This window comes from Bulleidia sp. HCP3S3_C9 (assembly GCF_052064035.1).
In the GTDB taxonomy this organism is placed as follows: Bacteria; Bacillota_I; Bacilli_A; order Erysipelotrichales; family Erysipelotrichaceae; genus Bulleidia.
In genome coordinates this window covers 53,700-79,329 of record NZ_JBQHWJ010000003.1, presented here as the reverse complement: position 1 = coordinate 79,329, position 25,630 = coordinate 53,700, and the positions used below count along the sequence as shown (strand labels likewise).

The 25,630-nt window shown below is 36.0% G+C and carries 22 protein-coding genes and 1 pseudogene; 5 read left to right on the top strand and 18 right to left on the bottom strand.

The annotated features are described in order from the left end of the window. Positions 1 to 343: 343 nt before the first annotated feature. The 10 genes and pseudogenes from ACTND6_RS01490 to ACTND6_RS01445 form a co-directional block, all read right to left on the bottom strand. Complete coding sequence (locus tag ACTND6_RS01490; protein ID WP_441021273.1) at positions 344 to 1,114, bottom strand: ZIP family metal transporter; 771 nt, start codon at positions 1,112 to 1,114, stop codon at positions 344 to 346. A gap of 8 nt (positions 1,115 to 1,122) precedes the next feature. Further along, complete coding sequence (locus ACTND6_RS01485; RefSeq protein WP_441021271.1) at positions 1,123 to 1,929, bottom strand: class I SAM-dependent methyltransferase; 807 nt, start codon at positions 1,927 to 1,929, stop codon at positions 1,123 to 1,125. A gap of 6 nt (positions 1,930 to 1,935) precedes the next feature. Then, positions 1,936 to 2,410: pseudogene (locus ACTND6_RS01480) on the bottom strand (class I SAM-dependent methyltransferase). A 268-nt stretch (positions 2,411 to 2,678) separates the two neighbouring features. Then, a complete protein-coding gene (locus ACTND6_RS01475; RefSeq protein WP_441021269.1) occupies positions 2,679 to 2,936 on the bottom strand; it encodes a metal-dependent transcriptional regulator in 258 nt (85 codons plus the stop codon). A gap of 9 nt (positions 2,937 to 2,945) precedes the next feature. Continuing rightward, on the bottom strand, positions 2,946 to 5,090 hold the full coding sequence (gene feoB / locus ACTND6_RS01470; RefSeq protein WP_441021267.1) for a ferrous iron transport protein B: 2,145 nt from the start codon (positions 5,088 to 5,090) through the stop codon (positions 2,946 to 2,948). Positions 5,091 to 5,105: 15 nt separating this feature from the next. Next, positions 5,106 to 5,333 carry a FeoA domain-containing protein gene (locus tag ACTND6_RS01465; RefSeq protein WP_178175609.1) on the bottom strand — a complete coding sequence of 76 codons (228 nt, stop codon included), beginning with the start codon at positions 5,331 to 5,333 and terminating at the stop codon, positions 5,106 to 5,108. 16 nt (positions 5,334 to 5,349) lie between these two features. Next, positions 5,350 to 5,562 carry a FeoA domain-containing protein gene (locus ACTND6_RS01460; protein ID WP_178175610.1) on the bottom strand — a complete coding sequence of 71 codons (213 nt, stop codon included), beginning with the start codon at positions 5,560 to 5,562 and terminating at the stop codon, positions 5,350 to 5,352. A 129-nt stretch (positions 5,563 to 5,691) separates the two neighbouring features. Continuing rightward, on the bottom strand, positions 5,692 to 6,267 hold the full coding sequence (locus ACTND6_RS01455; RefSeq protein ID WP_441021265.1) for a xanthine phosphoribosyltransferase: 576 nt from the start codon (positions 6,265 to 6,267) through the stop codon (positions 5,692 to 5,694). Beyond that, entirely contained in the window at positions 6,264 to 7,760 is a 1,497-nt protein-coding gene (locus ACTND6_RS01450; RefSeq protein WP_441021263.1) for a carboxypeptidase M32, read from the bottom strand. The genes ACTND6_RS01455 and ACTND6_RS01450 overlap by 4 nt, the downstream gene beginning before the upstream one ends. A gap of 1 nt (position 7,761) precedes the next feature. Beyond that, the gene (locus ACTND6_RS01445; protein WP_441021261.1) at positions 7,762 to 8,874 is read right to left on the bottom strand and encodes a 5-methyltetrahydropteroyltriglutamate--homocysteine S-methyltransferase; all 1,113 of its coding nucleotides are present in this window, start codon (positions 8,872 to 8,874) and stop codon (positions 7,762 to 7,764) included. Positions 8,875 to 9,043: 169 nt separating this feature from the next. On the opposite strand from ACTND6_RS01445, the gene ACTND6_RS01440 reads away from it, so the two are divergent. Genes ACTND6_RS01440 through ACTND6_RS01430 form a run of 3 tightly spaced genes read left to right on the top strand, consistent with a single transcriptional unit; the run spans position 9,044 to position 14,150 of the window. Continuing rightward, positions 9,044 to 11,965 carry an acyl-CoA dehydratase activase-related protein gene (locus tag ACTND6_RS01440; RefSeq protein ID WP_441021259.1) on the top strand — a complete coding sequence of 974 codons (2,922 nt, stop codon included), beginning with the start codon at positions 9,044 to 9,046 and terminating at the stop codon, positions 11,963 to 11,965. Positions 11,966 to 11,969: 4 nt separating this feature from the next. Then, complete coding sequence (locus ACTND6_RS01435; protein ID WP_441021257.1) at positions 11,970 to 13,226, top strand: 2-hydroxyglutaryl-CoA dehydratase; 1,257 nt, start codon at positions 11,970 to 11,972, stop codon at positions 13,224 to 13,226. Positions 13,227 to 13,271: 45 nt separating this feature from the next. Then, complete coding sequence (locus ACTND6_RS01430) at positions 13,272 to 14,150, top strand: DegV family protein (protein ID WP_320100477.1); 879 nt, start codon at positions 13,272 to 13,274, stop codon at positions 14,148 to 14,150. 16 nt (positions 14,151 to 14,166) lie between these two features. Here ACTND6_RS01430 and ACTND6_RS01425 read toward each other — a convergent pair whose 3' ends face one another. Genes ACTND6_RS01425 through ACTND6_RS01415 form a run of 3 tightly spaced genes read right to left on the bottom strand, consistent with a single transcriptional unit; the run spans position 14,167 to position 17,508 of the window. Then, positions 14,167 to 14,991, bottom strand: a complete 825-nt coding sequence (locus ACTND6_RS01425; protein ID WP_441021255.1) for a purine-nucleoside phosphorylase — start codon at positions 14,989 to 14,991, stop codon at positions 14,167 to 14,169. Then, positions 14,981 to 16,507, bottom strand: a complete 1,527-nt coding sequence (locus ACTND6_RS01420) for a glycoside hydrolase family 32 protein (RefSeq protein ID WP_441021254.1) — start codon at positions 16,505 to 16,507, stop codon at positions 14,981 to 14,983. Before ACTND6_RS01420 ends, ACTND6_RS01425 begins: the two co-directional genes overlap by 11 nt. Then, on the bottom strand, positions 16,504 to 17,508 hold the full coding sequence (locus tag ACTND6_RS01415; RefSeq protein ID WP_441021252.1) for an aldose epimerase family protein: 1,005 nt from the start codon (positions 17,506 to 17,508) through the stop codon (positions 16,504 to 16,506). Before ACTND6_RS01415 ends, ACTND6_RS01420 begins: the two co-directional genes overlap by 4 nt. Positions 17,509 to 17,628: 120 nt before the next feature. On the opposite strand from ACTND6_RS01415, the gene ACTND6_RS01410 reads away from it, so the two are divergent. Both ACTND6_RS01410 and ACTND6_RS01405 read left to right on the top strand, forming a co-directional pair. Next, entirely contained in the window at positions 17,629 to 19,002 is a 1,374-nt protein-coding gene (locus ACTND6_RS01410) for an FtsW/RodA/SpoVE family cell cycle protein (RefSeq protein ID WP_441021250.1), read from the top strand. Further along, positions 18,989 to 20,407, top strand: coding sequence for a penicillin-binding transpeptidase domain-containing protein (locus ACTND6_RS01405; protein ID WP_441021248.1), 1,419 nt, complete (start codon positions 18,989 to 18,991; stop codon positions 20,405 to 20,407). Before ACTND6_RS01410 ends, ACTND6_RS01405 begins: the two co-directional genes overlap by 14 nt. Positions 20,408 to 20,431: 24 nt before the next feature. Here ACTND6_RS01405 and ACTND6_RS01400 read toward each other — a convergent pair whose 3' ends face one another. From ACTND6_RS01400 to ACTND6_RS01380, 5 genes are all read right to left on the bottom strand, one after another. Then, positions 20,432 to 22,021, bottom strand: a complete 1,590-nt coding sequence (locus ACTND6_RS01400) for a hypothetical protein (RefSeq protein WP_441021246.1) — start codon at positions 22,019 to 22,021, stop codon at positions 20,432 to 20,434. Then, positions 22,018 to 22,728, bottom strand: a complete 711-nt coding sequence (locus ACTND6_RS01395; protein ID WP_441021244.1) for an ABC transporter ATP-binding protein — start codon at positions 22,726 to 22,728, stop codon at positions 22,018 to 22,020. The genes ACTND6_RS01400 and ACTND6_RS01395 overlap by 4 nt, the downstream gene beginning before the upstream one ends. 11 nt (positions 22,729 to 22,739) lie before the next feature. Next, positions 22,740 to 22,949 (bottom strand): PTS ascorbate transporter subunit IIC, encoded by a 210-nt coding sequence (locus ACTND6_RS01390; protein WP_441021243.1) that lies wholly within the window; start codon positions 22,947 to 22,949, stop codon positions 22,740 to 22,742. Further along, positions 22,949 to 23,953, bottom strand: coding sequence for an SPFH domain-containing protein (locus ACTND6_RS01385; protein WP_441021241.1), 1,005 nt, complete (start codon positions 23,951 to 23,953; stop codon positions 22,949 to 22,951). The genes ACTND6_RS01390 and ACTND6_RS01385 overlap by 1 nt, the downstream gene beginning before the upstream one ends. An 84-nt stretch (positions 23,954 to 24,037) precedes the next feature. After that, positions 24,038 to 25,540, bottom strand: coding sequence for a hypothetical protein (locus ACTND6_RS01380; RefSeq protein WP_441021239.1), 1,503 nt, complete (start codon positions 25,538 to 25,540; stop codon positions 24,038 to 24,040). Between the last annotated feature and the right edge of the window lie 90 nt (positions 25,541 to 25,630).

Sequence of the window (25,630 nt, the reverse complement as noted above, 5' to 3'; positions counted from 1 at the left end):
TCAAGAAAAGAATGCATCAGATCACAGATTTCTTCCGTATTGCTGACATGAAGAAAGATGATCTTTTCATTTATTCTATTTCTTGAATTCACCATTTTGCTAATATAGCCTTTATTTTTGTGATGAGATGCTTCCAAAAAAATATCTAAATTCTCCAGCCGACTGCCTGTTCTCTAGCTTTTACCTCTTTTTCATATTTCAAACGCATTTAAAACATTCCTCTGGATGTTTTCTTGCAGATTGAAATGCCAAACATATTTTGAATCTTTTCTGCATTTCCAGTATGAGCCATATGATTCATCTGTATATACTTCAAAATGTTGTAGATTCCTTTCATCTATCATCAGCCAAGTGCTACAACCATCATTAAACTAAACCCAACCGCAAAGAAAACTGCACCAATATTAGAATGTTTTCCTTGTGACATTTCAGGTATCAATTCTTCAACAACTACATACAACATTGCCCCGGCAGCAAAACTCAACAGATACGGCAGCGACGGTATAATTCGCTGTGAAATCAATATTGTCAATACTGCACCAATTGGCTCCACAACACCTGAAAGAACACCACCCAAAAATGCTTTTCCTTTGCTTACACCTTCATCTTTCAACGGCATTGATATAATTGCTCCTTCTGGGAAATTCTGAATTGCTATACCAATGGATAAGGCAAGTGCACTCGCTGCTGTAATTTGTGTATTTCCCGCAAGAAATCCAGCATACATAACACCCACTGCCATTCCTTCAGGAATATTATGTAACGTCACTGCCAGCACCATCATCGTTGTACGATTCAGTTTACTTTTTAATCCTTCAGATTCATTACTTCCTACATGAAGATGAGGAATCAGATTATCTAATGCAAGCAGAAACAGAACACCAATCCAAAAACCGACAAATGCCGGCAGAAAAGAAAAAATTCCTAAATGTTCTGATTGTTCAATCGATGGAATCAACAAACTCCAAATAGATGCAGCTACCATAACACCTGCCGCAAATCCAGCAAGGGCACGATGTATAGATACACCAAGCGTATTCTTCATAAAGAGTACACAAGCTGCACCAAGTGTTGTTCCAGCAAACGGAATCAATATCCCAAGAAATACTTCCATACGTTATTTCAATTCCTTTCTGTTGTTTTCAAAACTATTATTTTATTTGATATATTTCGCACAGCTGGAATCTTACCAATCACACGATACATAGGATGCAATTCTTTCATTCCTTCCACTAAACTGACTTCATTTTGAAATGTAAAATCAGACAATAAATCCTGCAGCTGCTTTCCATTTTTTATGCACCAGGTGAATTTTGCATTGCTACCTGCAATCGATTTTTCCTTTACGTGTTTCACAACAAATGGAGACATCGTTTCTACCATAACTGTTACATTTTGAAAGGATTGATCAATAATTGAAAACATTTTTTTCACATCATCTTCCTTCAAATACATTGTTAATCCTTCAATAATGACTAGAACATCTTCATTGTGAAAAGTAATCTCATCCACATACGTTTCATCCATTGCAGATTTTGCAATTTGATAAACTGGACCTGTTTCACTCAGAAACCTGCTTCTTAGGTTCATCGTTTCTGGTAAATCAACATTGTACCAACGTAAGTATTTTCCTTGCATTCGATAACACCTTGTATCTAGTCCACATGCAATATTGATAACAATTGTGTTTTTATGATTCTCTAAATATTGTCTAACCATTTGATCCAATACTATTGTTCTAGCGATAACACCAGAATACATAACCATATCTTGGTCAGCTTTAGAAAAGTCATAGTCTATCTTTTCCACAAGTTCAACCGCAATATCATCTCTAATTTTATGGTCAGGTTTCCTTGTTTCTTTTGCCCTTGCATATAAGGTCTGTATCATTGTTTCCGCTACACCTGTTACGCTGACTTTTTCTTTCATTCCCTGTCATCCTTTTCTATCTGTTTTTCTAACAACACAATGCAATCGCATCCCTTTACGAATTTCAAATTTTTCGAGTTTCAATCCAGATTTTTCACAACATTCAGAAATCAATTCTCTTGTAGGAACACGAACATCTCCATGACCAAATAGATTTGCTAGAGGCATTTCTAATGTATTCATCAGCCATATCAATGCCTTATTGTCACTGGTCACATCTCTTAAAATCAACCTTCCATTTGGATGCAGACATCGTTTCACACTATTGAAAAATGCCTGTGGAGATGGATAATGATGAAAACTCATCGAACAGATAATTGCATCAAAACAATTGCTTTCAAAAGGAAAGTTCTCACAATCCCCTACAACAAACGTTGCATTTGGTATGTTTTTCTTTTTGTGCCTGTGCAATCATTGCTGGTGTTAAATCTAAACCTGTATAGTGCCGTTTAGGATATTTTTCTGACAATAAAGAAATCATTGGTGCTGGGCCACATCCCGCATCCAGTAAATCTTGAAATGGTTCTTTTTCTAATTCTTCAAGAATTTCTGGATAATCTTTTTTGCACATCTCATAAATTCCCGCATGATTACTTTCATATCTTTCTGCAGCTTTTGTAAATTCATCAATGGAAAGTTTTTTATATTCTTCGTTTTTCATACAATTCTCCTGTTATGTAATTATGAATTTAATACGTTTTATTGTTAGTTTCAACTAACTTTCAAAATTCAGAAAAACCATAACAGAATTAACTGTTATGGTTGTAGGAAGCAATGATTTTTTTACCTGTTGACAAACCTTCTGGTGTGAGATATACGATTCCGTAATGTTCTTTGACTAATAAACCATCATCGGACAGTCTTGTCAGCATCGCATGTACAGAAGGGCGGGTAACATCTAATTCCTTTGCAATCTTGATGGAGCGAATCCCTTTTCCTTCAGGATCCATTTCCACCATTTTTACAAGATACTTCTTTTTCGCTTCACTTAAGCAACGACGCTGCATATACCTAACCTACGCAGCTTGTTCAACAACTGCTTTTCTCTTGTTTGGATCTGGTCTAAATAAGAGATAGAGATATACCGAAAGAACGACGATTGCCGCAATTGTACCAATTCCGAATGCAAGTTCACCTGTGATCAATCCACCAAACTGATATACCATTAATGTAACTGCGTATGCGTTGATATTCTGGAATGCAATAGAGAACCAGAACCATCTCTTATCATTCATTTCCTTCGCTGTAGAAGAAATTGCTGCTAAACATGGTGAATCATAAATGTTGAATACAAGGAAAGAAATTGCCGCAATACTTGTTGGGAAGAATGATGCAAACTGCTGATGCATTGAAATTTCATATTTTTCAACTTCACCAAGACCACTCAATACACCCATTGTAGAAACAATACCTTCCTTAGCAACGAAACCAGACAAACTAGAAGCAACTGCCTGCCATGTACCAAAACCAAGTGGCTTGAAAATCCATGCAATTGCATTACCAATAGAAGCGAGGAAGCAATATTCAGTATCAACAAGTCCAAATGTACCATCCTGGATACCAAAGGAACCAAGGAACCACATTACTGCACAACATAGGAATAAGATTGTACCAGCCTTCTTCAAGAATGCCCATACTCTTTCCCAAACGTGAAGCAATACACCCTTAACAGAAGGAATATGATATGCTGGAAGTTCCATAACAAATGGGGAAGGATCACCAGCGAACATCTTTGTCTTCTTTAAGATAACACACATAACAATAACAAGTGCAATAGAAGCTAGATAGATCACTGGAGCAAACCACCATGTACCTTCTCCAAGCAGATAACCTGCAATCATTGCAATGACTGGAAGTTTTGCCCCGCAAGGAATCGTTGTTGTTGTAATCATTGTCATACGACGATCTTTTTCATTTTCAATTGTACGTGTAGCCATGATACCTGGAACACCACAACCCTGTGAAATCATAAATGGAATAAAGGATTTACCAGAAAGACCAAACTTTCTAAAGATTCTATCCATGATAAATGCAACACGCGTCATGTATCCACAATCTTCCAGAACAGAAAGGAAGAAGAATACAATTGCCATCTGAGGAGCAAAGCCAACAGGCGCTGCAATACCACCGATAATACCATCTACAACAAGAGATACGACCCAATCAGCTGCACCAGCACTTTCTAGTAGCCCCTGTACTGCAGGCTGGATCCATTCACCAAACAAGACGTCATTTGTCCAGTCAGTAACAACTGTACCAAGTGTAGCGACTGCTACCCAGTAGATAAAGAACATGACTGCCGCAAAGATTGGAAGTGCAAGCCATCTATTTGTTACGATCTTATCGATCTTATCAGAGATAGATAACTTTCCAGCATTCTTCTTTACATAGACATTTTTTAATAATGCTGCGATATATTCATAACGTTCATTTGTAATGATTGCTTCAGAATCATCATCTTCTTTATCTTCAACTTTGCTGATGACAGATGCAATCGAATTCTGAACATCACTTGACATCTTTACATCTTCAAGAACTTTTTCATCCTTTTCAAAAAGCTTGACTGCGTACCATCTCTTCTGTGCATCATTCAAATCTGCATAAGATTCAATAGAAGTTAATGCACCTTCAACATCCTTTGTATATGTCATTGGTGTTGGAAGAGACTTTGTTTTAGCAGCTAAGATTGCTTCTTCAGCAGCCTTCTTGATTCCCTGTCCCTTTAAAGCAGAGATTTCAACGATCTTGCATCCAAGACGCTTGCTTAATTCAGCAATATTGATATCATCTCCAGCTTTTTTTACAAGATCCATCATATTCATGGCAATAACCATTGGAATTCCTGTTTCTGCTAACTGTGTTGTCAGATACAGGTTTCTTTCAAGGTTAGTACCATCAATGATATTTAAGATAACATCTGGCTTATCACCAACAAGATAATTTCTAGATACAACTTCTTCCAATGTATATGGAGAAAGTGAGTAAATACCAGGCAAGTCTTGAATTGTGACATCTGCATGTCCCTTCAGCTTACCTTCCTTCTTTTCAACTGTTACGCCTGGCCAGTTACCAACATACTGGTTAGAACCAGTTAGTGCATTAAACAATGTCGTTTTACCGCAGTTTGGATTTCCTGCCAAAGCAATTCTAATTTCTGACATGTCGTTCCCCTTTTCTTACTTTACAAGTTCAACTTCAATCAACTGTGCATCATCTTTACGAAGAGATAATTCATAGTTTCGTACAGTTACTTCTACTGGATCTCCTAGTGGAGCAACTTTTCTAACATAGATTTCAACACCCTTTGTGATGCCCATATCCATGATTCTTCTTTTCACTGCTCCTTCGCCATGGAGTTTTACAACTTTCACAGTGGATTTTACTTTTGCTTCTTTTAATGTCATGTGTATCCCCTTTCCACTAGATCATGATCTTACTAGCCATAGACTGGTCTAGACCAAGTCTTGTTTCTTTCACGTTCACAATCAGATTGCCACCGTTTTTAGAAACGATTTGAACCTTTCCACCTGTCACAAATCCAAGATCTTCCAGATGTTTCTTTGTTTCAGGTTTTCCTTTTACTAACTGAATTGTTACTTCTGTTCCAATTTCTGCAAATGTTAAAGGTAACATATACTGCCTCCATCTATGGTTAGTATTATCTAACACATAGTTAGTTTAGTGGAACTAACACTATACATCAATAGTTTTTTCATGAAATATACATTTAATCAAAAAAATAACCAGATGATTTTCATCTGGTTACTCTTCTTCAAATTCAATTACGCCATTTTCCATGGATTTGATCTTTGCCAATGATTCAACACGAATTCCTTTGCTGCGTGTCAGTTTACCACCATCCTGGTAGCTCTTTTCAATACAGATACCAACACCTGCAACTTCTGCATTTGCCTGTTTTACAACATCAATCAATCCCTGCATTGCTAATCCATTTGCCATAAAGTCATCAATAATCAAGAAACGGTCATTTTCATGCATATATTTCTTAGATACTGTAATTGTATATTCACGATTATGTGTATAAGAATACACTTTGGATGTATATACATCCGATCCAAGATTTGTAGACTGTGACTTTTTCGCAAATAAGAGCGGAACATCAAATGCATCTGCAACAAAGGATGCAATTGCGATGCCACTTGCTTCAATTGTTAATATCTTCGTGATATTTTCATCTTTATATAAGCGATAGAATTCCTGCCCAATCTGCTTCATTAAATGAATATCAATCTGATGGTTTAAAAATCCATCTACTTTCAGGATATTTCCATCTAATATCTGCCCATCCGCTTTAATTCTTTCAACTAGTTCCTTCATAAATCGTACAACTCCGTATATTTCCTTGTTAAATATTCAATATACACATTCACATCAAAAGATGCACCTGTTGCCTTCTGCATGATTTCATCCGCATCATACATGCAGCCATATTGATGAATATTCTTCTTCAACCATTCTATGACTGTATCATAGTGATTATTACTTAACAAGTCATCTACGGCAATTTCTTCCTGCATTTTCTTAACAAACTGTGCAGCAAATGCAGAACCTAGTGCATAGGTTGGAAAATATCCAAATTCTCCACAGGACCAGTGTACATCCTGTAAAATACCTTCACTTGCATTCACAGGTCGCACACCTAAATACTTCTCATACATATCTGCCCATGTTTGATCCAGTCCTTCTACACTGATTGAACCATTAAACAGACCCTTTTCAATTTCATAGCGCACAAGAATATGCATTGGATATGTCAATTCATCAGCTTCTGTACGAACTAGAGATGGTCTAGAGACATTCACTGCTTTCATAAATGTGTCTAAAGAAATATCTTTCAGCTGCTGTGGAAACTGTTTTTGAAGATATGGATAATTATATTCCCAGAAAGACTTTCTTCTTCCTAAATAATTTTCACAAAGTCTGCTTTGTGATTCATGCATCCCACTAGAAATACCATCAGAAAGAATCATTCCATCAAATCTAGGATCACAATCATGTTCATAGTAAGCATGTCCTACTTCATGTACAGTAGAAAAGATTGCAGACATCACATTATCTACAAGATATTTCGTTGTTGTACGACAGTCATTTTCACAAGTCCATGATGTAAATGGATGTTCTGTTTCATTCTGGTATCCCCATTGTGGATCAAAGTGAAGATATTGTAAAAGATGATCCATGAACTTCTTCTGCTCTTCTACAGGATATTCTTCAAATAAGAAATGATCATCAATCTGTTTTGCTTCTGTTACCTTTTGAATCAAAGGAACAAGTTTTTCTTTTAATGCATTAAAGAATACATCATACTTTTCCTGGTTCATACCTGGTTCAAAATCATCCAGCATTTGATCATACAGATCTTTTGTATCATTTCTATAAGCATAAACTTTCTTTTTTGCTTCAATGATTTTCTTCAAATATGGTTCAAAGATCGTATAATCATTATTTCTTTTTGCTTCCAGCCATTTTGTATAAGATACACTCTTCAATTCTTCTAAAGCAACAAATTCATCTTTGGGAATACAAAGTGTTTTACGCATTTCCTTTTGATAAAGATAGGCAGCTCTTCTTAAATATGGCTCTTCCTCTTCATCATTCTGCATTTCTTCTAAAACAGGAAGCATACTTTCATCCGTTTCAATAGAAAACAATTCCCCAGTTAAAAAAGCAGATCTTTCATCACGATATGCATTTCCACCACCTGGAGCAACGGTCTGCTTATCAATATCAATGATTGCCAGTGCCATACTATAGGCAGATCTTTTAAAGATCCATTCTTTCAAAAGATGATTTCTTTCTGTACGATTCATTTCAACAATCCTTCCATACTTTCTCAGCAATTTCCTTGATCAATGCAAGTTTAGCCCACTGCTCTTGTTCTGTTAATTTATTTCCTTCTTCTGTAGAAGCAAATCCACATTGTGGAGATAAACACAGATTCTCTAATGGATGATAGAGTGCAGCCTGATGAATACGACGAATCATTGCATCAGCATCTTCTAATTCCCCTGTTTTACTAGTAATCAAGCCTAAAACAACTTTCTTATTGTCAGGAACAAACTTCAATGGTTCAAAACCACCTGCTCTATCACTGTCATATTCCAGATAGAATGCATCCACATTTTCTTTTGCGAATAAGTATGGAGCAACTGGATCATATGGTCCAACATTTGCATATGTAGAATGGAAATTTCCACGACATACATGTGTATTGATAACCATATCCTCTTTCTTGTATGCAAGAACAGCATTATTTAAAGCAACACCTTCTTCACAGATTGCTTTCAGTTTTTCTTCTGTTAAACCAAATGTTTTCCACATATCAGGATCAGCATATAATGTCCATGTACAGTCATCTAACTGTAGATTTCTACATCCAGCTTCATATAATTCATCAATGACTTCACCATACGCTTTGACAATATCATTTTTCAGATCATCCTGGTCTGGATATACCGCATCATTTTCAGCTTTGAATTCAGGAAGTCTTAGCTGTGCAAGTAATTGTGTAGGTGCAGGGATTGTCTGCTTTACTTCAATACCTTCTTCTTCAAACTGTTTTACAAATTTGAAGTCTTCAACAAAAGGATGATTTGTTCCGGAAATCTTAGAAACGATCTTTGCACTTTGATTCCTTGTTGTTTCTCCATGGAAATGTAAACCATCTTTTGTATCAACTTTTTCAATTCCATTAAGTCCCCAGAAAAAATCCATATGCCACCATGTTCTTCTGAATTCTCCATCTGTAATAAAATGATAGCCTGCCTGTTTCTGCTTCTTCACAAGATCTGTAATACATGCATCTTCAACTTTTTTTAAAGCAGCAGCATCAATGATTCCATTTTCAAATTTGCTTCTAGCTTCTTTCAAAGCTTCTGGTCTTAAAAAACTTCCTACATAGTCATAACGGTAAGGTGCCCTCATAGCGTATTCCTCTTCTTTCTAATGCATCTATGATAGCAGTCTTCAATGTATATTTCATCTTATTTTCATAAATACAATGTACTTTGAATGTCAAATTTCAGAAACATTTCCGTTGATAAAAGAAAGTATCTTCATTAAAATAGGTACGTTTTTTAACAGGAGGAATGTCATGAGAGTTGGATTAGATATCGGTTCTACGACTATCAAATGTGTTGTTCTAGATGAAAATGATCAAATATTATATTCTTCTTACGATCGACACTATAGCCACATCATTGAAAAAACCAAAGCACTTTTAACAAAGATCAATGATGAATTCCTGCATAATGAAAAGACAATTCTTGCGATATCAGGAAGTGCAGGAATGGGATTGGCAGATTCTTGCGCTGTCCCTTTTGTACAGGAAGTCTATGCGGAAAGAGTTGCCGCAAAACGATGTGAACCTGACACAGATGTCATTATTGAACTTGGCGGAGAAGATGCAAAGATTCTCTTTTTAACAAATGGTGTCGAAGTTCGTATGAATGGATCCTGTGCAGGCGGTACAGGTGCATTTATTGATCAGATGGCAACACTGTTAAAACTTACGCCAAATGAAATGGATCAGGAAGCTTTAAAAGCAGAAAGAACGTATACAATTGCTTCTCGATGTGGTGTATTTGCGAAAAGTGATGTGCAGCCACTCATTAACCAAGGTGCTAAAGCAAGTGATATTGCATCATCCATTTACCAGGCAGTTGTCAATCAAACCATTGCTGGTTTAGCACAAGGTAGACCAATCAGAGGAAATATCCTGTATCTTGGTGGTCCATTAACATTTTCAAAATGTTTAAGGGACAGCTTTGATCGCACATTACATGTACAAGGCACATGCCCTGACAATTCATTGTTATTCGTTGCGCTTGGTGCAGCCTATTACGCAGATCAGGCATTTGATGTATCGCAAGTCATCGCTTCTTTAGATCAATATGCAAATACACAAGAATTTGCATCCCTGCCGCCATTATTTAAAGATCGTGATGCATACTGGAAATTTAGAAACCGTCATGCAAAAGCATCTGTTGGCAGAATTCCTTTTACGGATCAGACAGGTCCCGTACACATTGGAATTGATTCCGGTTCTACAACGATCAAGATTGCGGTGATTGATGATGATGCAAATCTATTATTTACTGATTATCGTTCTAATGATGGTCAGCCATTGCCACTCGTTATTCAAACATTACAAAAACTATATGCACAACATCCAAATATGAAAGTTGCTTCTTTAACTGCAACTGGCTATGGGGAAGAGCTCATGAAGCATGCTTTACATTGTGATTTTGGACTTGTAGAAACCGTTGCGCACTTTACTGCTGCCAAACATTTCCGTCCAGACGTAGATTTTATTATCGATATTGGCGGACAGGATATGAAGTGTTTCAAGATTGAAGATGGTGCGATTTCAGATATTTTCTTAAATGAAGCTTGTTCAAGTGGATGTGGTTCTTTTCTGCAGACATTCGCACAGGCTTTAGGCTATAAAGTAGAAGACTTTGCAAAGATGGCACTCTTCGCCAAAAATCCAGTCGATCTAGGATCCCGCTGTACAGTATTTATGAATTCTTCTGTCAAACAGGCACAGAAAGATGGCGCTACTGTTGACTGTATTTCTGCTGGTCTAGCAATTTCTGTTGTAAAAAATGCCTTATATAAAGTCATTCGCTGTTCTTCACCAGAACAGTTAGGAAAAAATATTGTTGTACAAGGTGGGACATTCTATAATGAAGCAGTATTACGTGCATTTGAATTAGAAATGGGTGTTGATGTCATTCGTCCAGATATTGCAGGGCTCATGGGTGCATATGGTGCTGCGCTGTATGGCAAGGCGCATACAAAGCAAGGTACCCTTTCCAGTATGTTATCCAAAGAACAATTAGAAGCCTTTACTATCAAGACACAGTCGATTCAATGTCAAGGCTGTGGAAATCATTGTCAATTGACAATCAATACGTTCCATGATGGGAAAAAATTTATTTCTGGCAACAGATGCGAAAAACCAGTCACTGGAAAAGCAAGTGATGATTGTTTCAACCTGTATGCGTATAAGTTAAAAGCATTAGATGCATATAGAAACAAAAAGACAAATGGCACAAGAGGAACGATTGGTATCCCAATGGTACTGAACATGTATGAATTACTGCCATTCTGGCATACATTATTTTCATCATTGGGCTATTCAGTAGTTGTCTCCCCTTTCAGTACACGTGCAATGTACCAAAGTGGACAAGGTACAATTCCAAGTGACACCGCATGCTATCCAGCTAAACTGACACATGGACATATGGAATGGCTCATACAGCAGAATGTGGATTATATCTTCTATCCATGTTTGTCATATAACGTAGATGAACATAAAGGAGAGAATCACTATAACTGTCCAATCGTTGCATACTATCCAGAAACACTCAAAGATAATATGCTTGTTCTCAAACATACAACATTCTTAGATCCATTCATTGATATTTCCAATCGAAAAACATTTGAAAAGAAATTTATTTCTTACGTGAAAGAAACATTCCATATCAATGATAAAAAACTGATTTCTAATGCAATCAAACTGGCATATGCAGAATATGAAGCACATATGATGGATACAAGAAACAAAGCAAAAGAAATGATCAAAGAAGCAAGAAAGCAAGGAAAGAGAATTATTGTCCTGGCAGGCAGACCATATCACATTGATCCTGAAGTCAATCATGGTATTGATAAGCTGATCATAAAACAGAATGCCTGTGTGATTACAGAGGATTCTATTTCTGATTTGATCAAACCATTTCATACAAATGTATTAAATCAATGGACATATCACGCTAGACTGTACGCTGCAGCAAAATACTGCACGACACAGAATGATATGAATCTTGTACAGCTTGTATCCTTTGGGTGTGGCTTAGATGCAATTACAACTGATGAAACGCGTGAAATTCTGCACGAAGGAAACAAACTCTATACACAGTTAAAAATCGATGAGATTACAAATCTAGGTGCGGTCAACATTCGTATCCGTTCCTTATTTGCGGCATTAAAGGAAAGAGAAGAGGAGGTATAAATCCATGGAATATTTAACTCCAAATTTCACAAAAGATATGTTAAAGGATTATACGATCCTTTTCCCAAATATGGCACCATTACAGTTTCAATGCATTCAAAAAGCAATGGACTCTGAAGGTATTCATTGTGAAGTACTCAATAACAGTGGCAGTGAAGTTGCACAGCTAGGTTTGAAATATGTACATAACGATACATGCTACCCTGCACTTCTCATCATTGGTCAATTCATTGATGCATTAAACAGTGGTAAATATGATCTCCATCATACCGCATTACTGATTTCTCAGTCTGGTGGCGGATGCAGAGCATCCAATTACATCAAACTGTTAAGAAAAGCTTTGGTAAAAGCTGGATATGGCTATATTCCTGTTGCTTCTATCAATCCAACAGGCTTAGAATCATCTTCTTCTTTACCACTAACATTAACTTTAGTCAGAAAACTAATTGCGTGTGCATTCTATGGAGATGAAATTGCCGCATTAAGAAACCAGATCATTCCATATGAAGTACATCCAGGACAAACTGAAGCATGGTGTAATCAATGGATCCATGAAATTGGTGTATGGATGCATGAAAATAAAAACTACTCTATTCATACGATGAAAAAGAATTTTGTGAAAATTGCTAACGATGCAAAAAAAATTGAACGAAAATCAGGAAAGAAAGTTAAAGTTGGTGTTGTTGGAGAAATTTTTGTGAAGTTCTCTCCACTTGGCAATAATGGCTTGCAGGAATTTCTGGAAAAAGAAGGATGTGAAGTCAATATGCCTGGTATCATGGGATATGTTAATTATTGTTGTGCAAACTTTGCATTAGATGCCAAACTATATAATATGAATCAGACATTTGGATTTATGGCAGAAAAGCTGTTAAATGTATTAGATTCTGTTGGACAGGCATGTGCAAAAGCAATGAAAGATGCTGGCTTCTATGGTGCTGGTCCGTTTAAACAGCTCATGAAAAAACCAGAAGGCATTTTATCTCTTGGCGTAAAAATGGGTGAAGGATGGCTGCTATGTGCGGAAATGGTGGAACTCATTGAAGATGGATATTCTAATATTATCTGTGCGCAGCCATTTGGATGTCTGCCAAACCATATTGCCGGTAAAGGCGTAACAAATAAGATTCGTGAAAAATATCCAGAAGCAAATATCACTGCAGTCGATTACGATCCTTCCTCAACAAAGGTCAACCAGGAAAATCGAATCAAGCTGATGCTTGCCGTTGCTAGAGAAAAACTACAAACTGCTTGTGTTTAATCATACATTACAGTTAAAATATAAAATATGATTCAGGAGGGTACCATGGAAGATTTTATTATTGCTACAGCTTCTACATGTGATGCAGATAGAGAATGGCTTGAAGAAAACAACATTCCTATGATTTCATACACATTTGAAGTCAATGAAAAAGTATATATTGATGATTGCAGAGCTGAAACAAAACATGCACTCTTCCATGAAATGCGTGAAGGTCATCAGCCAAAAACATCTCAAATTACTGCGTATGCTTATTATGAATTCTTTAAAGAACTATTAGAAAAGAATAAGAATATTCTATTCTTAGATATGGATAAGGCATTATCCTCTTCTTACTTCAATTCACAGCGTGCATATGAAGATATCCAGGAAGAATTCCCAGATAACAATTTAGTCATTGTTGATACTAGATGTGTTACGATGGGACTGACATTTCTTCTAAAAAAAGCAGTTGCATTAAAAAATGAAGGAAAATCCATGGATGAAGTTTATACCTGGATTGAAAATAACAAGTTTAGAATTTCTCATCGTTTCTTAGTCGATGATCTAGAATGGTTGAGACGTGGTGGAAGACTTTCCAATGCTTCCGCAATGATTGGCTCCCTTCTATCGATCAAGCCGCTCATCCATATTGATGATGAAGGAAAACTTGTTGCACACGCTAAAATTCGTGGAAAGAAAAAAGCAATCAAAGAAATGATTGCCGAAATCGATCATGATTTAGATCCAGCCAATGCAAAAGAGTTCATTGTTGGTCATTCAGATGATTTAGAAGAAGCTGAAAAGCTCGCTGGCTTACTCAAAGAAAGATACCCAGATGCTTCCATTTCCATTCAGGAATTAGGTCCTGTGATTGGATGCCATGTTGGTCCAGGCTTCCTGGCATTTGTATACTTATCAGATAAAGAAAGTAGAGTTGCATAACAACCCTACTTTTTTCTTATTGATTCTCTTGAATGGATTCAATTGCCAGCGCAATTAATCTAGCGAATGGTTTTCTAACGATTTCTGCAGTTTCTAATACTTCTTCATGTGTCAGTTTCTGATCCAGCATTCCTGCAGCCATATTTGTAATAACAGAAATACCCATGACATTCATTCCTGCGTGTCGAGCTGCTATGGCTTCTGGTACAGTAGACATTCCAACCGCATCCGCACCTAAGATACGGAATGCACGAATTTCTGCAGGTGTTTCAAAAGAAGGACCAGAATACATCATATATACGCCATGCTTCGTTTCAATTCCTTCGTTATGTGCCTTTTCCTGCAGTGTCTGCCATAGTTTTTTAGAATACACTTCTGACATATCTGGGAATCTTTCCCCAAAGGAATCCAGGTTTTTACCAATGAGTGGATTGGATCCAGACATGTTGATATGGTCATCAATCAACATGAAATCTCCTGGCTTAAAGTCATAGTTTACTCCACCACATGCATTGGAAAGAATTAATGTATGTACACCAATTCTCTTTAATACACGTACCGGAATCACTGTTTCCTGCTGAGAATATCCTTCATAGTAATGAACTCTGCCATCCAGTACAACAACTTCTACACCATTGTATGTACCAAAGATCAGTTTTCCTTCATGTCCTTTTACTGTCGGTGTTGGAAAACCTTCAATACTGGAAAAAGGAATTTCTTCTTTGTCTGTTAACTGCTCCACAAAATCTCCCAGACCAGATCCTAAAGTAATTCCAATTTCAGGTTTACGGTCAGTTAAATTTCGAATGCATTCAACGCAATGATTAATTCTATTCTCCATCGTCATCTCCTTTTTCAAATATTACAAAATCATCTTCTACTGCTGGCTTGATAGTCCAGATCTTAAGATTGATATCTTTTCCAGACATACGAATCTTATGCTCTTCCTTTGTCGGGAAGATTCTGCTGGACATAACTGTTTCACCATCATTGATGAAGATTTCGACTGCACTGTGATCTACAAAGATATCTAATGTTTTCAATGCATCTAATGTAATCTTTCTTTCTGTACCAAAATCTGTGTTCATCTGATTCACAAGTGCTTCTCTAGAAATCAGGAATGTTTTTTTCCGTGCATCATAAGAAATCTCAAATCCCTTTTTCAAATCTGTTGCGAATAAATTCAAGCCAACATTGTTATTGCCAGGATTTTCTAAATGAATCACACATGCATCAAGCATTCTACGACGCATGTCATCCTTTGTTACAACACCATTTTCTGCATCAAATACAAGTTCATCTTTGATTGTTTCTAATGCTTTAACTGGTCGTTGGATGAGTTTTCCATCTTCAATTGTTAATTCACGTGCAAGTGTCTGCAAGCCAGCCCATCCTTCACTTTCCGTTACAGGGTAGGAATAGTCAGAACATCCAAACCATCCTTCCAGGATTGCCTTATCATTCTGCTCTGCTTGAAATGCTGTCTGTGATGCATAGAAATCAAATCCTTTGTCTAATTCTTTCATTGGTCCATCTGGTGTAAATGTCATTGTCTCTAAATCCAGATCTCCGACAAAATAAACATTCGAATACGCATTCAAAAATGCCTCTTCTTCTTTTTCAAGACCCTGTGGTGAGAATAAAAGCAGCCATTTATCACCAATCTTTTGAATACATGGACATTCCACCATAAAGCCAAAAGAATCATATCCTTTGACCTTCAATTCAGATACAAAAGTCCATCCCGTTGCAATCTGTGAAGATTTATAAATCAGCATCTTACCTTGCTTTTCTTCATTCTGTGCGCCCATCAGAATGTAATATGTACCATTTTCAAAGAAAATCTTTGGATCTCTTTGATGTTCGTCGATATATCCCTGCTGAGGCTGAATAATTGGGCGTTTTAATTTTGTCAGATGATTTTCTTCATCAATTGCCGCAATCATCTGATATTGGATGATAGAACCATCCTCTTCTTTATGATTTCCTGTATAGACTAGATATAAAAATTCATTCTTTACAAATCCACTGCCAGAAAAACAGCCGTAATTGTCATAATTCAATGTCGGTTTCATTCCAAGACCAATGTTTTTCCAGTGTACCAGATCATCACTCACAACATGATACCAATGCTTCATTCCATGGTATCCCGCAAATGGATACCATTGATAAAACAAATGCCATTTTCCATTAAAGTACGAAAATCCATTTGGATCATTCATCAGGCCAGTAACTGTCTGAATATGATATTCACAACGATACTTGCTTTCTTTGATCTTTTCATGAAGTTCATACAATTCTTCTTCATCTCTTTCATTTACGATTCTAGCTAATTCTTGTTCTGTATATTGCATCATTTCACCTTCAATCTATATTGAATCTCATGTTTCTGTATATCACCAGCACGTAAAACAGGTTTTTCTTCTACATCAGGATAATTGATCGCATTTGGCATATATTCTGCTTCAAAGCAGACTGCACTTCTTTCAGGATACAAATGTCCTTTTTTACCCGTTTTATTTTCCAGCCAGTTTGCGGAATATAAATGCATTCCTGGATAATCACTATACGCATGTAACTCTAGCTTTTCACTTCTCGCAATGGCCATTTCTCTAAGACCTTCTCCAAGAATTGCATAGTGATGATCATATCCTTTTCCAAACTTTAACTGTTCATTTTCATCATTGATATCTTTAGATAGTTTCTTGAAATCCCTAAAATCAAATGGCGTATTTTCAACTGGTACAAGTTTGTTCAGTGTTAATCCATTTGCATCAGATAATCCATATTGATCTGCATGAATCTTCACTTCATGATTCATCGCATCTTCACTTTCATCCAGGTTGAAATAAGAATGATTTGTATATGCAAATAAAGTATCTGCATCACTTCTCGCTTCCGTCTTTATAGAAATACCATCTTCCAGTAATGCATATGTCACTTTCACAAATAGATTTCCTGGATACCCTTCTTCTCCATCTGCACTTGTATAACGGAAAGTAACACGATCCTCTTCTTCAATACCATTCCAGATCTTCTTATCAAACCCTTCTAAGCCGCCATGGTTACAATTTCCATTATTGTTGAGCGGAAGCGTGTATTCTTTTCCATTGAGTGTAAACTTGCCCTTTTCAATACGGTTGGCAGTTCTACCAATCGATGCACCAATATAACTTGTCTGATTTAAATATCCTGTAACACTTTCAAACCCTTCCACAACATCAATACCTGTATCTTTATTGATAAAGGATACAAGTGTTGCACCATAATTCATAACTTTCATCACGATATGATCATTTTCAATTGTGTAGAGTGTTACTTCTCTACCATCATTTAATTTTCCAAATGTTGTCTGCATATGATTTCCTCTTTTACTACATCATTTCTATTACTACTATTATCTGACAAATTCTTAAATTTGTGAATGGAAAGGGCTATCATACTTGAACATTCAGGAAGAAATGATAACCTATTATCGATGAAAATATTTGTAAAAGACGATAGAGAACAAGACTCAGAAGAAGAAACAAGTGGCACACGCTACATTATTATTCCTATCTTGATACAACTGCTGATGACACTTCTGCTATTTCTTAGAAGTCGTACTGCAGCTTTAAATTATTTATATGCTTTGATTCCGCTTCTATTCGCAACAAGTTTTATTGGATCCTATGTCTATAACAGAAATGGAGATATGAAGCTGTTTTCCAGTGCCGCCATTCTAACAACGGTTGGAACTGCACTGCAGCTATTGATTGATCAGATCTACGATCCTATTACATCGTTTAGTACGATCAAATTGATTGTTTCTTTTGTTGTGGCAATCGTATTTGTCATGTTCTATACCTTGTTTCGAAAACTGCTGAACAAATCATGGATGGTATATGTCATGATGGTCATTACTGCTGCAATTTATACTATCCTGCTTATATCTGGAAGTGATCCAAATGGATATGGAACAAGTGCATGGATACGTATTGGTGGAATTACGGTACAGCTGACTGACTTTACCAAAGTTGCATCAATTATGTTTTACAGTGCACTGTTTTCTTCTAAGACAAGTCATGATGACAATCAGATTCTTGTATTATCTTCGATCTTTTTTGTCATTAATTTCATTGGTTCCCTGTTGATTAAAGAATTAGGTTCTTTCTTCATTCTGTACTTTCTGCATTTATCCATTCTGTATATCTTCATGAATAAAGGAAAGAAGAAAAAACTATATTTACTTTTCATATTCTTTATTACAGTTGGTGCACTTTTTTTAGCATTCATGCTGTATAAACTTATTCTTCCTTCTCACGATGCAGGTACAATGAACGCAGTGACAAAAGCACTATGGCCATTTCTCAATAAGATTCATCAAAGATTCTCTGTGACTGCCAATATCAACGCTGATCCATATGGTGCCGGCTATCAATTGCTGCAAGGAAAGAAAGCATTATGGATGGCTGGATGGTTTGGCAATACAGTCAATTTCCATGCAATCCCTGTTGCGGAAAGTGACATGGCATATATTGCACTTGTGAATGCATTTGGACATATCTTTGGCTTCTTCGTCATTTTCCTGTTTTTAAGAATCATGCTGAGTGGATCTGAATTATCAAGAAAGAAGATGAAAGAAGAAAAACAGGATGCGGTAGTTGCGTATGCCAGCACAATACTCATTGTCATGCAGGCAATGATTGTTATTTTAGGTTCTTGTAATATCATTCCATTTACTGGTCTGCCAATTCCATTCTTATCTCGCGGCGGTACATATTTAACACTCACATTCTGTTTGACTGGTTTACTTCTTCATATGTCTGAAGAATATGAAGAAGAGGAGGAAGATGAATATGTGGATGAATAACGATGAACATCATCAGATGAATAAACTATCTAGACAGCGTATCCGTATTGTTGAAGTATGCAGTATTGTCTGCTGCCTGCTGTTCGTTGGATTCTTTTCAGGAAAATATTTAATCTCCCCTGTCTTTTCATCACAAAAACAAGGCACAAAAAATACAATCACCTATAATGCCATTCAAAATTATGTGGTTGAAGGTGACATATTAGACCGCAATGGCAGTGCGATCATGGCAAATGCATCAGAAGGAAGCAGTGCCTATGCAAACTATCCTGAAAATGAATCATATGCATATTTATTAGGCTATTATTCTGTAAATTCAGGAAAAGAAAATACGTATGGATTACGTGGCAATTTAAAAAATTATTCTTTATTTCATTTAGACTCCAGCAATAAAGGTGCAACGGTGCAATTGACAACAGACAATACATTACAAGATACAGCATATGATTTATTAAATGGACAGGAAGGTTCCATTACTGTCATTGATAATCAAACAGGAGCAATGCTTGCATTAGCTTCTCATTCAACGATTACATATGATGTAAATGATATCAATTCTCTGTTATTAAGTGATGTAGAAGGTTCACAATATCGTAGAGGTACATTTGAAAACGATCCTCCAGGATCAACATTCAAGATTATCACTGCAGCCAGTGCACTCGAAAAACAAAAACAGGATGGATTTGATGATTCCTTCTTCAATTACTATGATACGGGAACATATCTTCCTGAAGGATCTGACTGGACGATTACAAACTATCAAAGTACTGCATATGGTGATGTTGATCTTGAAACGGCAATGAATAAATCCATCAACTGTTATTTTGCAGATCTTGGTATTCGTATTGGCAGTGAACAGCTAACTAGTACAATGCAGGAATTTCTTATTGGAAAAGATATTGAAATTCCATTTTTAACAACATTGCATTCTTCCTATCAAATCAGTGAAAATGCAAATGATGAACTCGCACAGACTTCCTTTGGACAAGGAAATACACAAATTACACCTGTACATCTGGCAATGATTGCACAAGCCATTGCAAATGACGGCATTATGATGAAACCATATGTTGTTTCCTCTATCTACAGTGGTTCTACACCTTTATACAAGCATCTGAATGGAAAGCTCACAAAAACAACAGACGCTGATATTTGTGACAAACTAAAAAATATCCTTCACACAACTGCTGAAGGATATGGGCTCGATGAATATAACTATGGTATGGTCTATGCAAAAACAGGTACTGCAGAATGTGCAAATGATCGTATTCATACATATATGGTTGGATTCACAGAGAATGCTTCTTTCTGCATTTCTTTGAACAATTCCGATCACAGCTATAACCTATACCCGATTGCACAGCGTCTTGTTTCTACAATCAATGCTGTCTATAACAATAACTAGAGGTTTATTTCCTCTAGTTATTTTTTAAAGATTCATAAAGATTTGTGTTCCATTTGATCTAATCCATTGATACATGTATATACATGCCACGAACAACAGAATGGAATAAATGATGATATACACATATTCATTCATGATGACATTCAGATAAAGAAGGAATGCAATTCCATTAACAATCATTGGAACCATCATCGAAATAAATACAGATAAACTTTGCTTGATTGGAACCATTTCATTTGTCCACTTTAAGTTTGGCATATTCAGGTTCACAATAAGACCAAACAAAGCTGAAAATGTAATAGATAAGACTGGTGTAATGATCATAAACAAAGACATTACGACATCACTTTTAGATAAATAGATGCATACAAGTGATACAAACAAAGAAGGAATGCCTGTCAATATCAGATGCATCTTTACTTTTGCATTCAATATATCTTCTATCTTTACAGGAAGAGATTTTGCCAACCATATTGTTTTCCCTTCTAGAGAAATAGAAGGTGCTGTGATGTCATTAAAGGAAGCTAATGTACATATAGCAAGTACCATAAGTGGTGCAAGCAATGCTGTATCAATGCCTTCCTGTTGTAATAAAACAATAACAGATGGGAACTTCAGCAACATATAAATTGCGATACCAATCATAAATACAGAACCAAGAGAACAATTCAGCATATACGAAGAACTACTCTTGAAATGCAGGAATTCTCTATATAGAAGAGAAGAAGAAACAGATCTTGTATGATTTTTCTGCTTTTTTGTCTTGATTCTTTCGAAACTCATCGTCTGTGAAGAAATTTCAAAAAAACTCTTCTTTAAAAAACACCATACAGCATATGTGAAAATAACTGTAATCATGAGTGTCAGACATAGATGAATGACATTTCCACATGCACCATTGCCAAATGCATAAATTGGATATGCATAGATTTGTATTTTCTTTTGATACAGCAATACATTTTGAAGCAGTTCAGAAAAGATCGTATTGGCATTGAAATAAACCAAATAGTACAGCGCTAGAAATATGAGTGAAAGAATCGTTGTGATAATACTGCGATTCTTCAGCTTTACGGATATCTTTGCCACAACAAGACCTAATAGACATGAAAGACATAGTACTAACAGCGTAATCGCCAATCCCATCAATGTAGAAGCAAGAAATACCCCTGCTTGAAATGATACATTGAATAGATATGATAGTTGAGAAGGAATCCATACAACAAGTGCATAGAGACAACTCATCAGATATACACTGAAGATTCTAGAAATAATGATTGTAGATGCATCAACAGGCAATGAAAACAACAAATCATTATCTTTCGCTAAATACAGGATGGAATATGTAGAAAATACACTTCCAAATACACCCATAAAGATTGACAATAATCCCATCAACGCAAAGAACATCCATTCAATATGCAACTGTACAATAGATGGAAGAATGAGTGAACTCAATGCATAGAACATGCCTCCAAGAAATAAAAACATCAGCACAAAGAACAATACAAACATTCCAATCGTAGCACCCATAGAACGTTTTTCCTGCTTCTTTTCATTGTAGAAATATGCACGGAAGATCTCCATGAGCTGCTTTTTGATCAAAAGCCAGGTCATACAGATTCATTCTCCATTTCAAGAAATACAGTTTCTAAAGATGCATCTCCCTTTACTTCTTCCATCGTTCCTGTTTTTAACAGTTTTCCTTCTTTGATGATGGCAATATGATCACAAAGCTTTTCCGCAACTTCCAGTACATGTGTGGAAAAGAAAATAGCACCACCTTCTTCACATAACTCACGCATCATTTGTTTCAATAGGTGAGACGCTGTCGGATCCAGTCCAACAAATGGTTCATCCATGATCACCAGTTTTGGCTGATGTACCCATGCGGCAATCAATGCAACCTTTTGTTTCATGCCATGGGAAAAGGAAGCAATTGGCTGATCCAGATCTTTTTCAATGGAAAAGATCTTTGCATACTTTTCAATTCTTTCAAATCTCTCATTTCCAACTTCAAATACATCCTGAATAAAATTGATGTATTGTCTAGCTGTCATATATTCATATAGATCAGGGTTATCAGGAATATAGGCAATTTTCTTTTTACATGCTATTGGATCATCTTTGATAGAAATGCCATCAATATAGATTTCTCCATAATCAAATGCCTGAATTCCAGCAACAGATTTCAATGTCGTTGTTTTCCCTGCACCATTATGTCCGATAAAACCATAGATTTCTCCATCTTTAATTTCTAGAGAAAGATCATCTACCGCCTTTTTCAATCCATAATTCTTCGTTAAGTGTTCAATTTTCAACATACAAACCTCGATTATTCAAATTCTTCAATATCAACATCCAATGGTTCATCTAATTCTTCAGAAACATATTTTCCATTCTTTTTTCTCTGTTTCACACATTCTGTAAGAATATATTCAATCTGACCATTGATACTTCTAAAATCATCTTCTGCCCAGCGAGCAAGATCATGATACAGTTTGGAGGAAATGCGTAATGGTACCTGTTTTTTCTTATCCACCATTAATATAGACTTCCAGAATTCACAACTGGCTGTGCATCCTTATTGCCACATAAGACAACTAACAGATTGCTGACCATCTGTGCTTTTCTTTCCTCATCTAATTCCACTACGCCATTTTCCTGTAATCTTTCAAGAGCCATTTCAACCATACCGACAGCACCATCTACAATCATCTTTCTAGCATCAATGATTGCACTTGCCTGTTGTCTTTGCAGCATAACAGAAGCAATTTCTGGTGCATATGCAAGATATGTAATACGTGCTTCCATGATTTCAATCCCTGCGATATCAACTTTCTTCTGGATTTCTTCTTTAATACGATTGGCAACAATTTCACTGCTTCCTCTTAAAGAACCATCATCTGCCTGTCCATCCCCTGTTGTATCAACATTCTGTGCAACATCATATGGGTAGACTCTAACAACATTTCTAAGTGCCGAATCACACTGTAAAGAAAGATATTCTTTATAGTTATCTACATTGAATACAGCTTTATATGTATCGTTGACTTTCCAGATAACGGCAATACCAATTTCCACTGGATTTCCTAAACAGTCATTGATCTTCTGTACAGCATTATTTAAAGTCATCATTTTCAATGAAATCTTATTGCTTGCATATTCTGTTTCTTTTGTATTAGAAGTCTGTAAAAGAAATGGTGCATGTGATGTATTTCCAACATCTCCAGACTGCGAAAGTTTTGTTTTTGCAGCAGGATTGATTGCAGTACAGAATGGATTGACAAAGTAGAAACCATCTTCTTTCAATGTACCTACGTATTTACCAAATAAAGTCAATACCAAAGCCTCCTGTGGCTTTAATACTTTCAATCCCGCAAACAAGAAAGACGCAATGATAAATAATGCTACAGTAACAGTAATCAATAGAATATTCTCCTGATCACATCCGAAAATAAATCCAACGATACTGATTGTGAGTAAAACGATGATGCCAATTAAAGCAGCCATCCCATTCTTTCTTTTGTTTAATACAATTTCTTTCATAAAGAATTCTCCTTTGATATCAAAATGATATCATTTAGATACTAAAAGTCAATTAAGCAAAAAGAAAAGATATGTAAAATGTTATTACATATCTGCATGCTTATTTCTCTTACATATGATATAGGATACGAAAGAAATCACACCAACCGTAGCAATCGTTACAACTACATATTTCATACTGTTATCCTGTATAGCTTCATCATTTGTATCTTCTTCGATTTGAAGTGAAGCTGTATTTGTTGAAAAGGCTGTAGATACATGATATGTATGATCAAAATTTGTACGATCCATATAGTCTGTACATAATGCATTATCACTGTCTGTATCAAAGCTGGATCCAACCTTTCCTTCTACCGTAACAGTATATGGAGAGGTACCAGAAATGATTGGTTTTCCTTGTTGTGTGATTGTGACTAGATTTCCATCTGCATCGATAATTTCTCCACCACTTTCAATATTGAGGCAATTGACTTTACAGTCAGAAGAAACGATCCAGGAAGAGTCGGAAGAAATATTCATATTCAATGTACCTTGTTCTTCACAGGATGTACTTCCTGTATAACTGCTGCCATCTAACAGATACATATCTACTTTTGCATGACTTTCAACCGTAATATTTCCTACCATTGTTTCTTCACTGCCTGTCAGCTTTACATTCCCATTTGAAACATGTAAAAGATCTACATGGTCACAGTCAAAAGAAAGTAATGATTTATTTAAAACAATATTTGTATCCTGTCCATCCATATAAAACATGCTTCCTTCATCAATCATTGTAGATAGAATGGAGTTACAAACATCAATTCTTGCTTTTTCCTTTGTGGAAGAATCCTGCACACATTGGATTCTGATGCCATTTTTGATCAATTCATTCTGTAAAAGATGATTATTTGTAGAAGAGAGTTGAGAATTGTAGATGGATAGATGCTGTCCACCTTCTACTTCTGCAATTTTAGAATGACTTGCGTTACCACTGACATTATCTGCTTCTATCGTTCCATTTGCATGTAATAATGGTGCATCATTTCCATCTGTTGAAAGTATAGAATTTGTTAAAGAAATACTTCCATCATTTTGCTTTACATTGACTGCAGCACTTTGATTCCCTTGTGTTGTAATATCCATCTGGTTTGCAATGATTTGTCCACTAGAAACTGCTTCTAAACCATTTGAGGAATCATTACTTGTCATAATGGTACTGTCATTTGCATATACCATTGCTTTCTCATTTGCAACAATACCACTGCTTCCTTTTGATGTACTCTGTAGATCTGATTGATCAATCTTCGTAAAGGAAGAACCTGTTGTATATACAATTGAATTAGTACCATCTGTATTGATAGAATCTCCACTTTTTACAAGTGTATTTTGATCTAGTGTAACTGTTCCGCCATTCTGATTACAAATGACAGAATGATTGGGTTGCGTAGATTCTATCGTTTCATTCATCAATGACTCTTCACTTCCATCAATGATTTTATTTGTATGTGTTATTTGTTTATCGTCTGCATAGATTCTTGTCAATATTGAAATATTTGTTGATAACAAAACTGTTGAACATATCAGAAAAGCTGTTTTTCTATTCATCTTTTTTCCTCTTATTAATATCTTAGCAATTTTTCGTTTTGTTAATGTGAATCATAGATGAATGATATGTGAACTTTATACTTGACATAG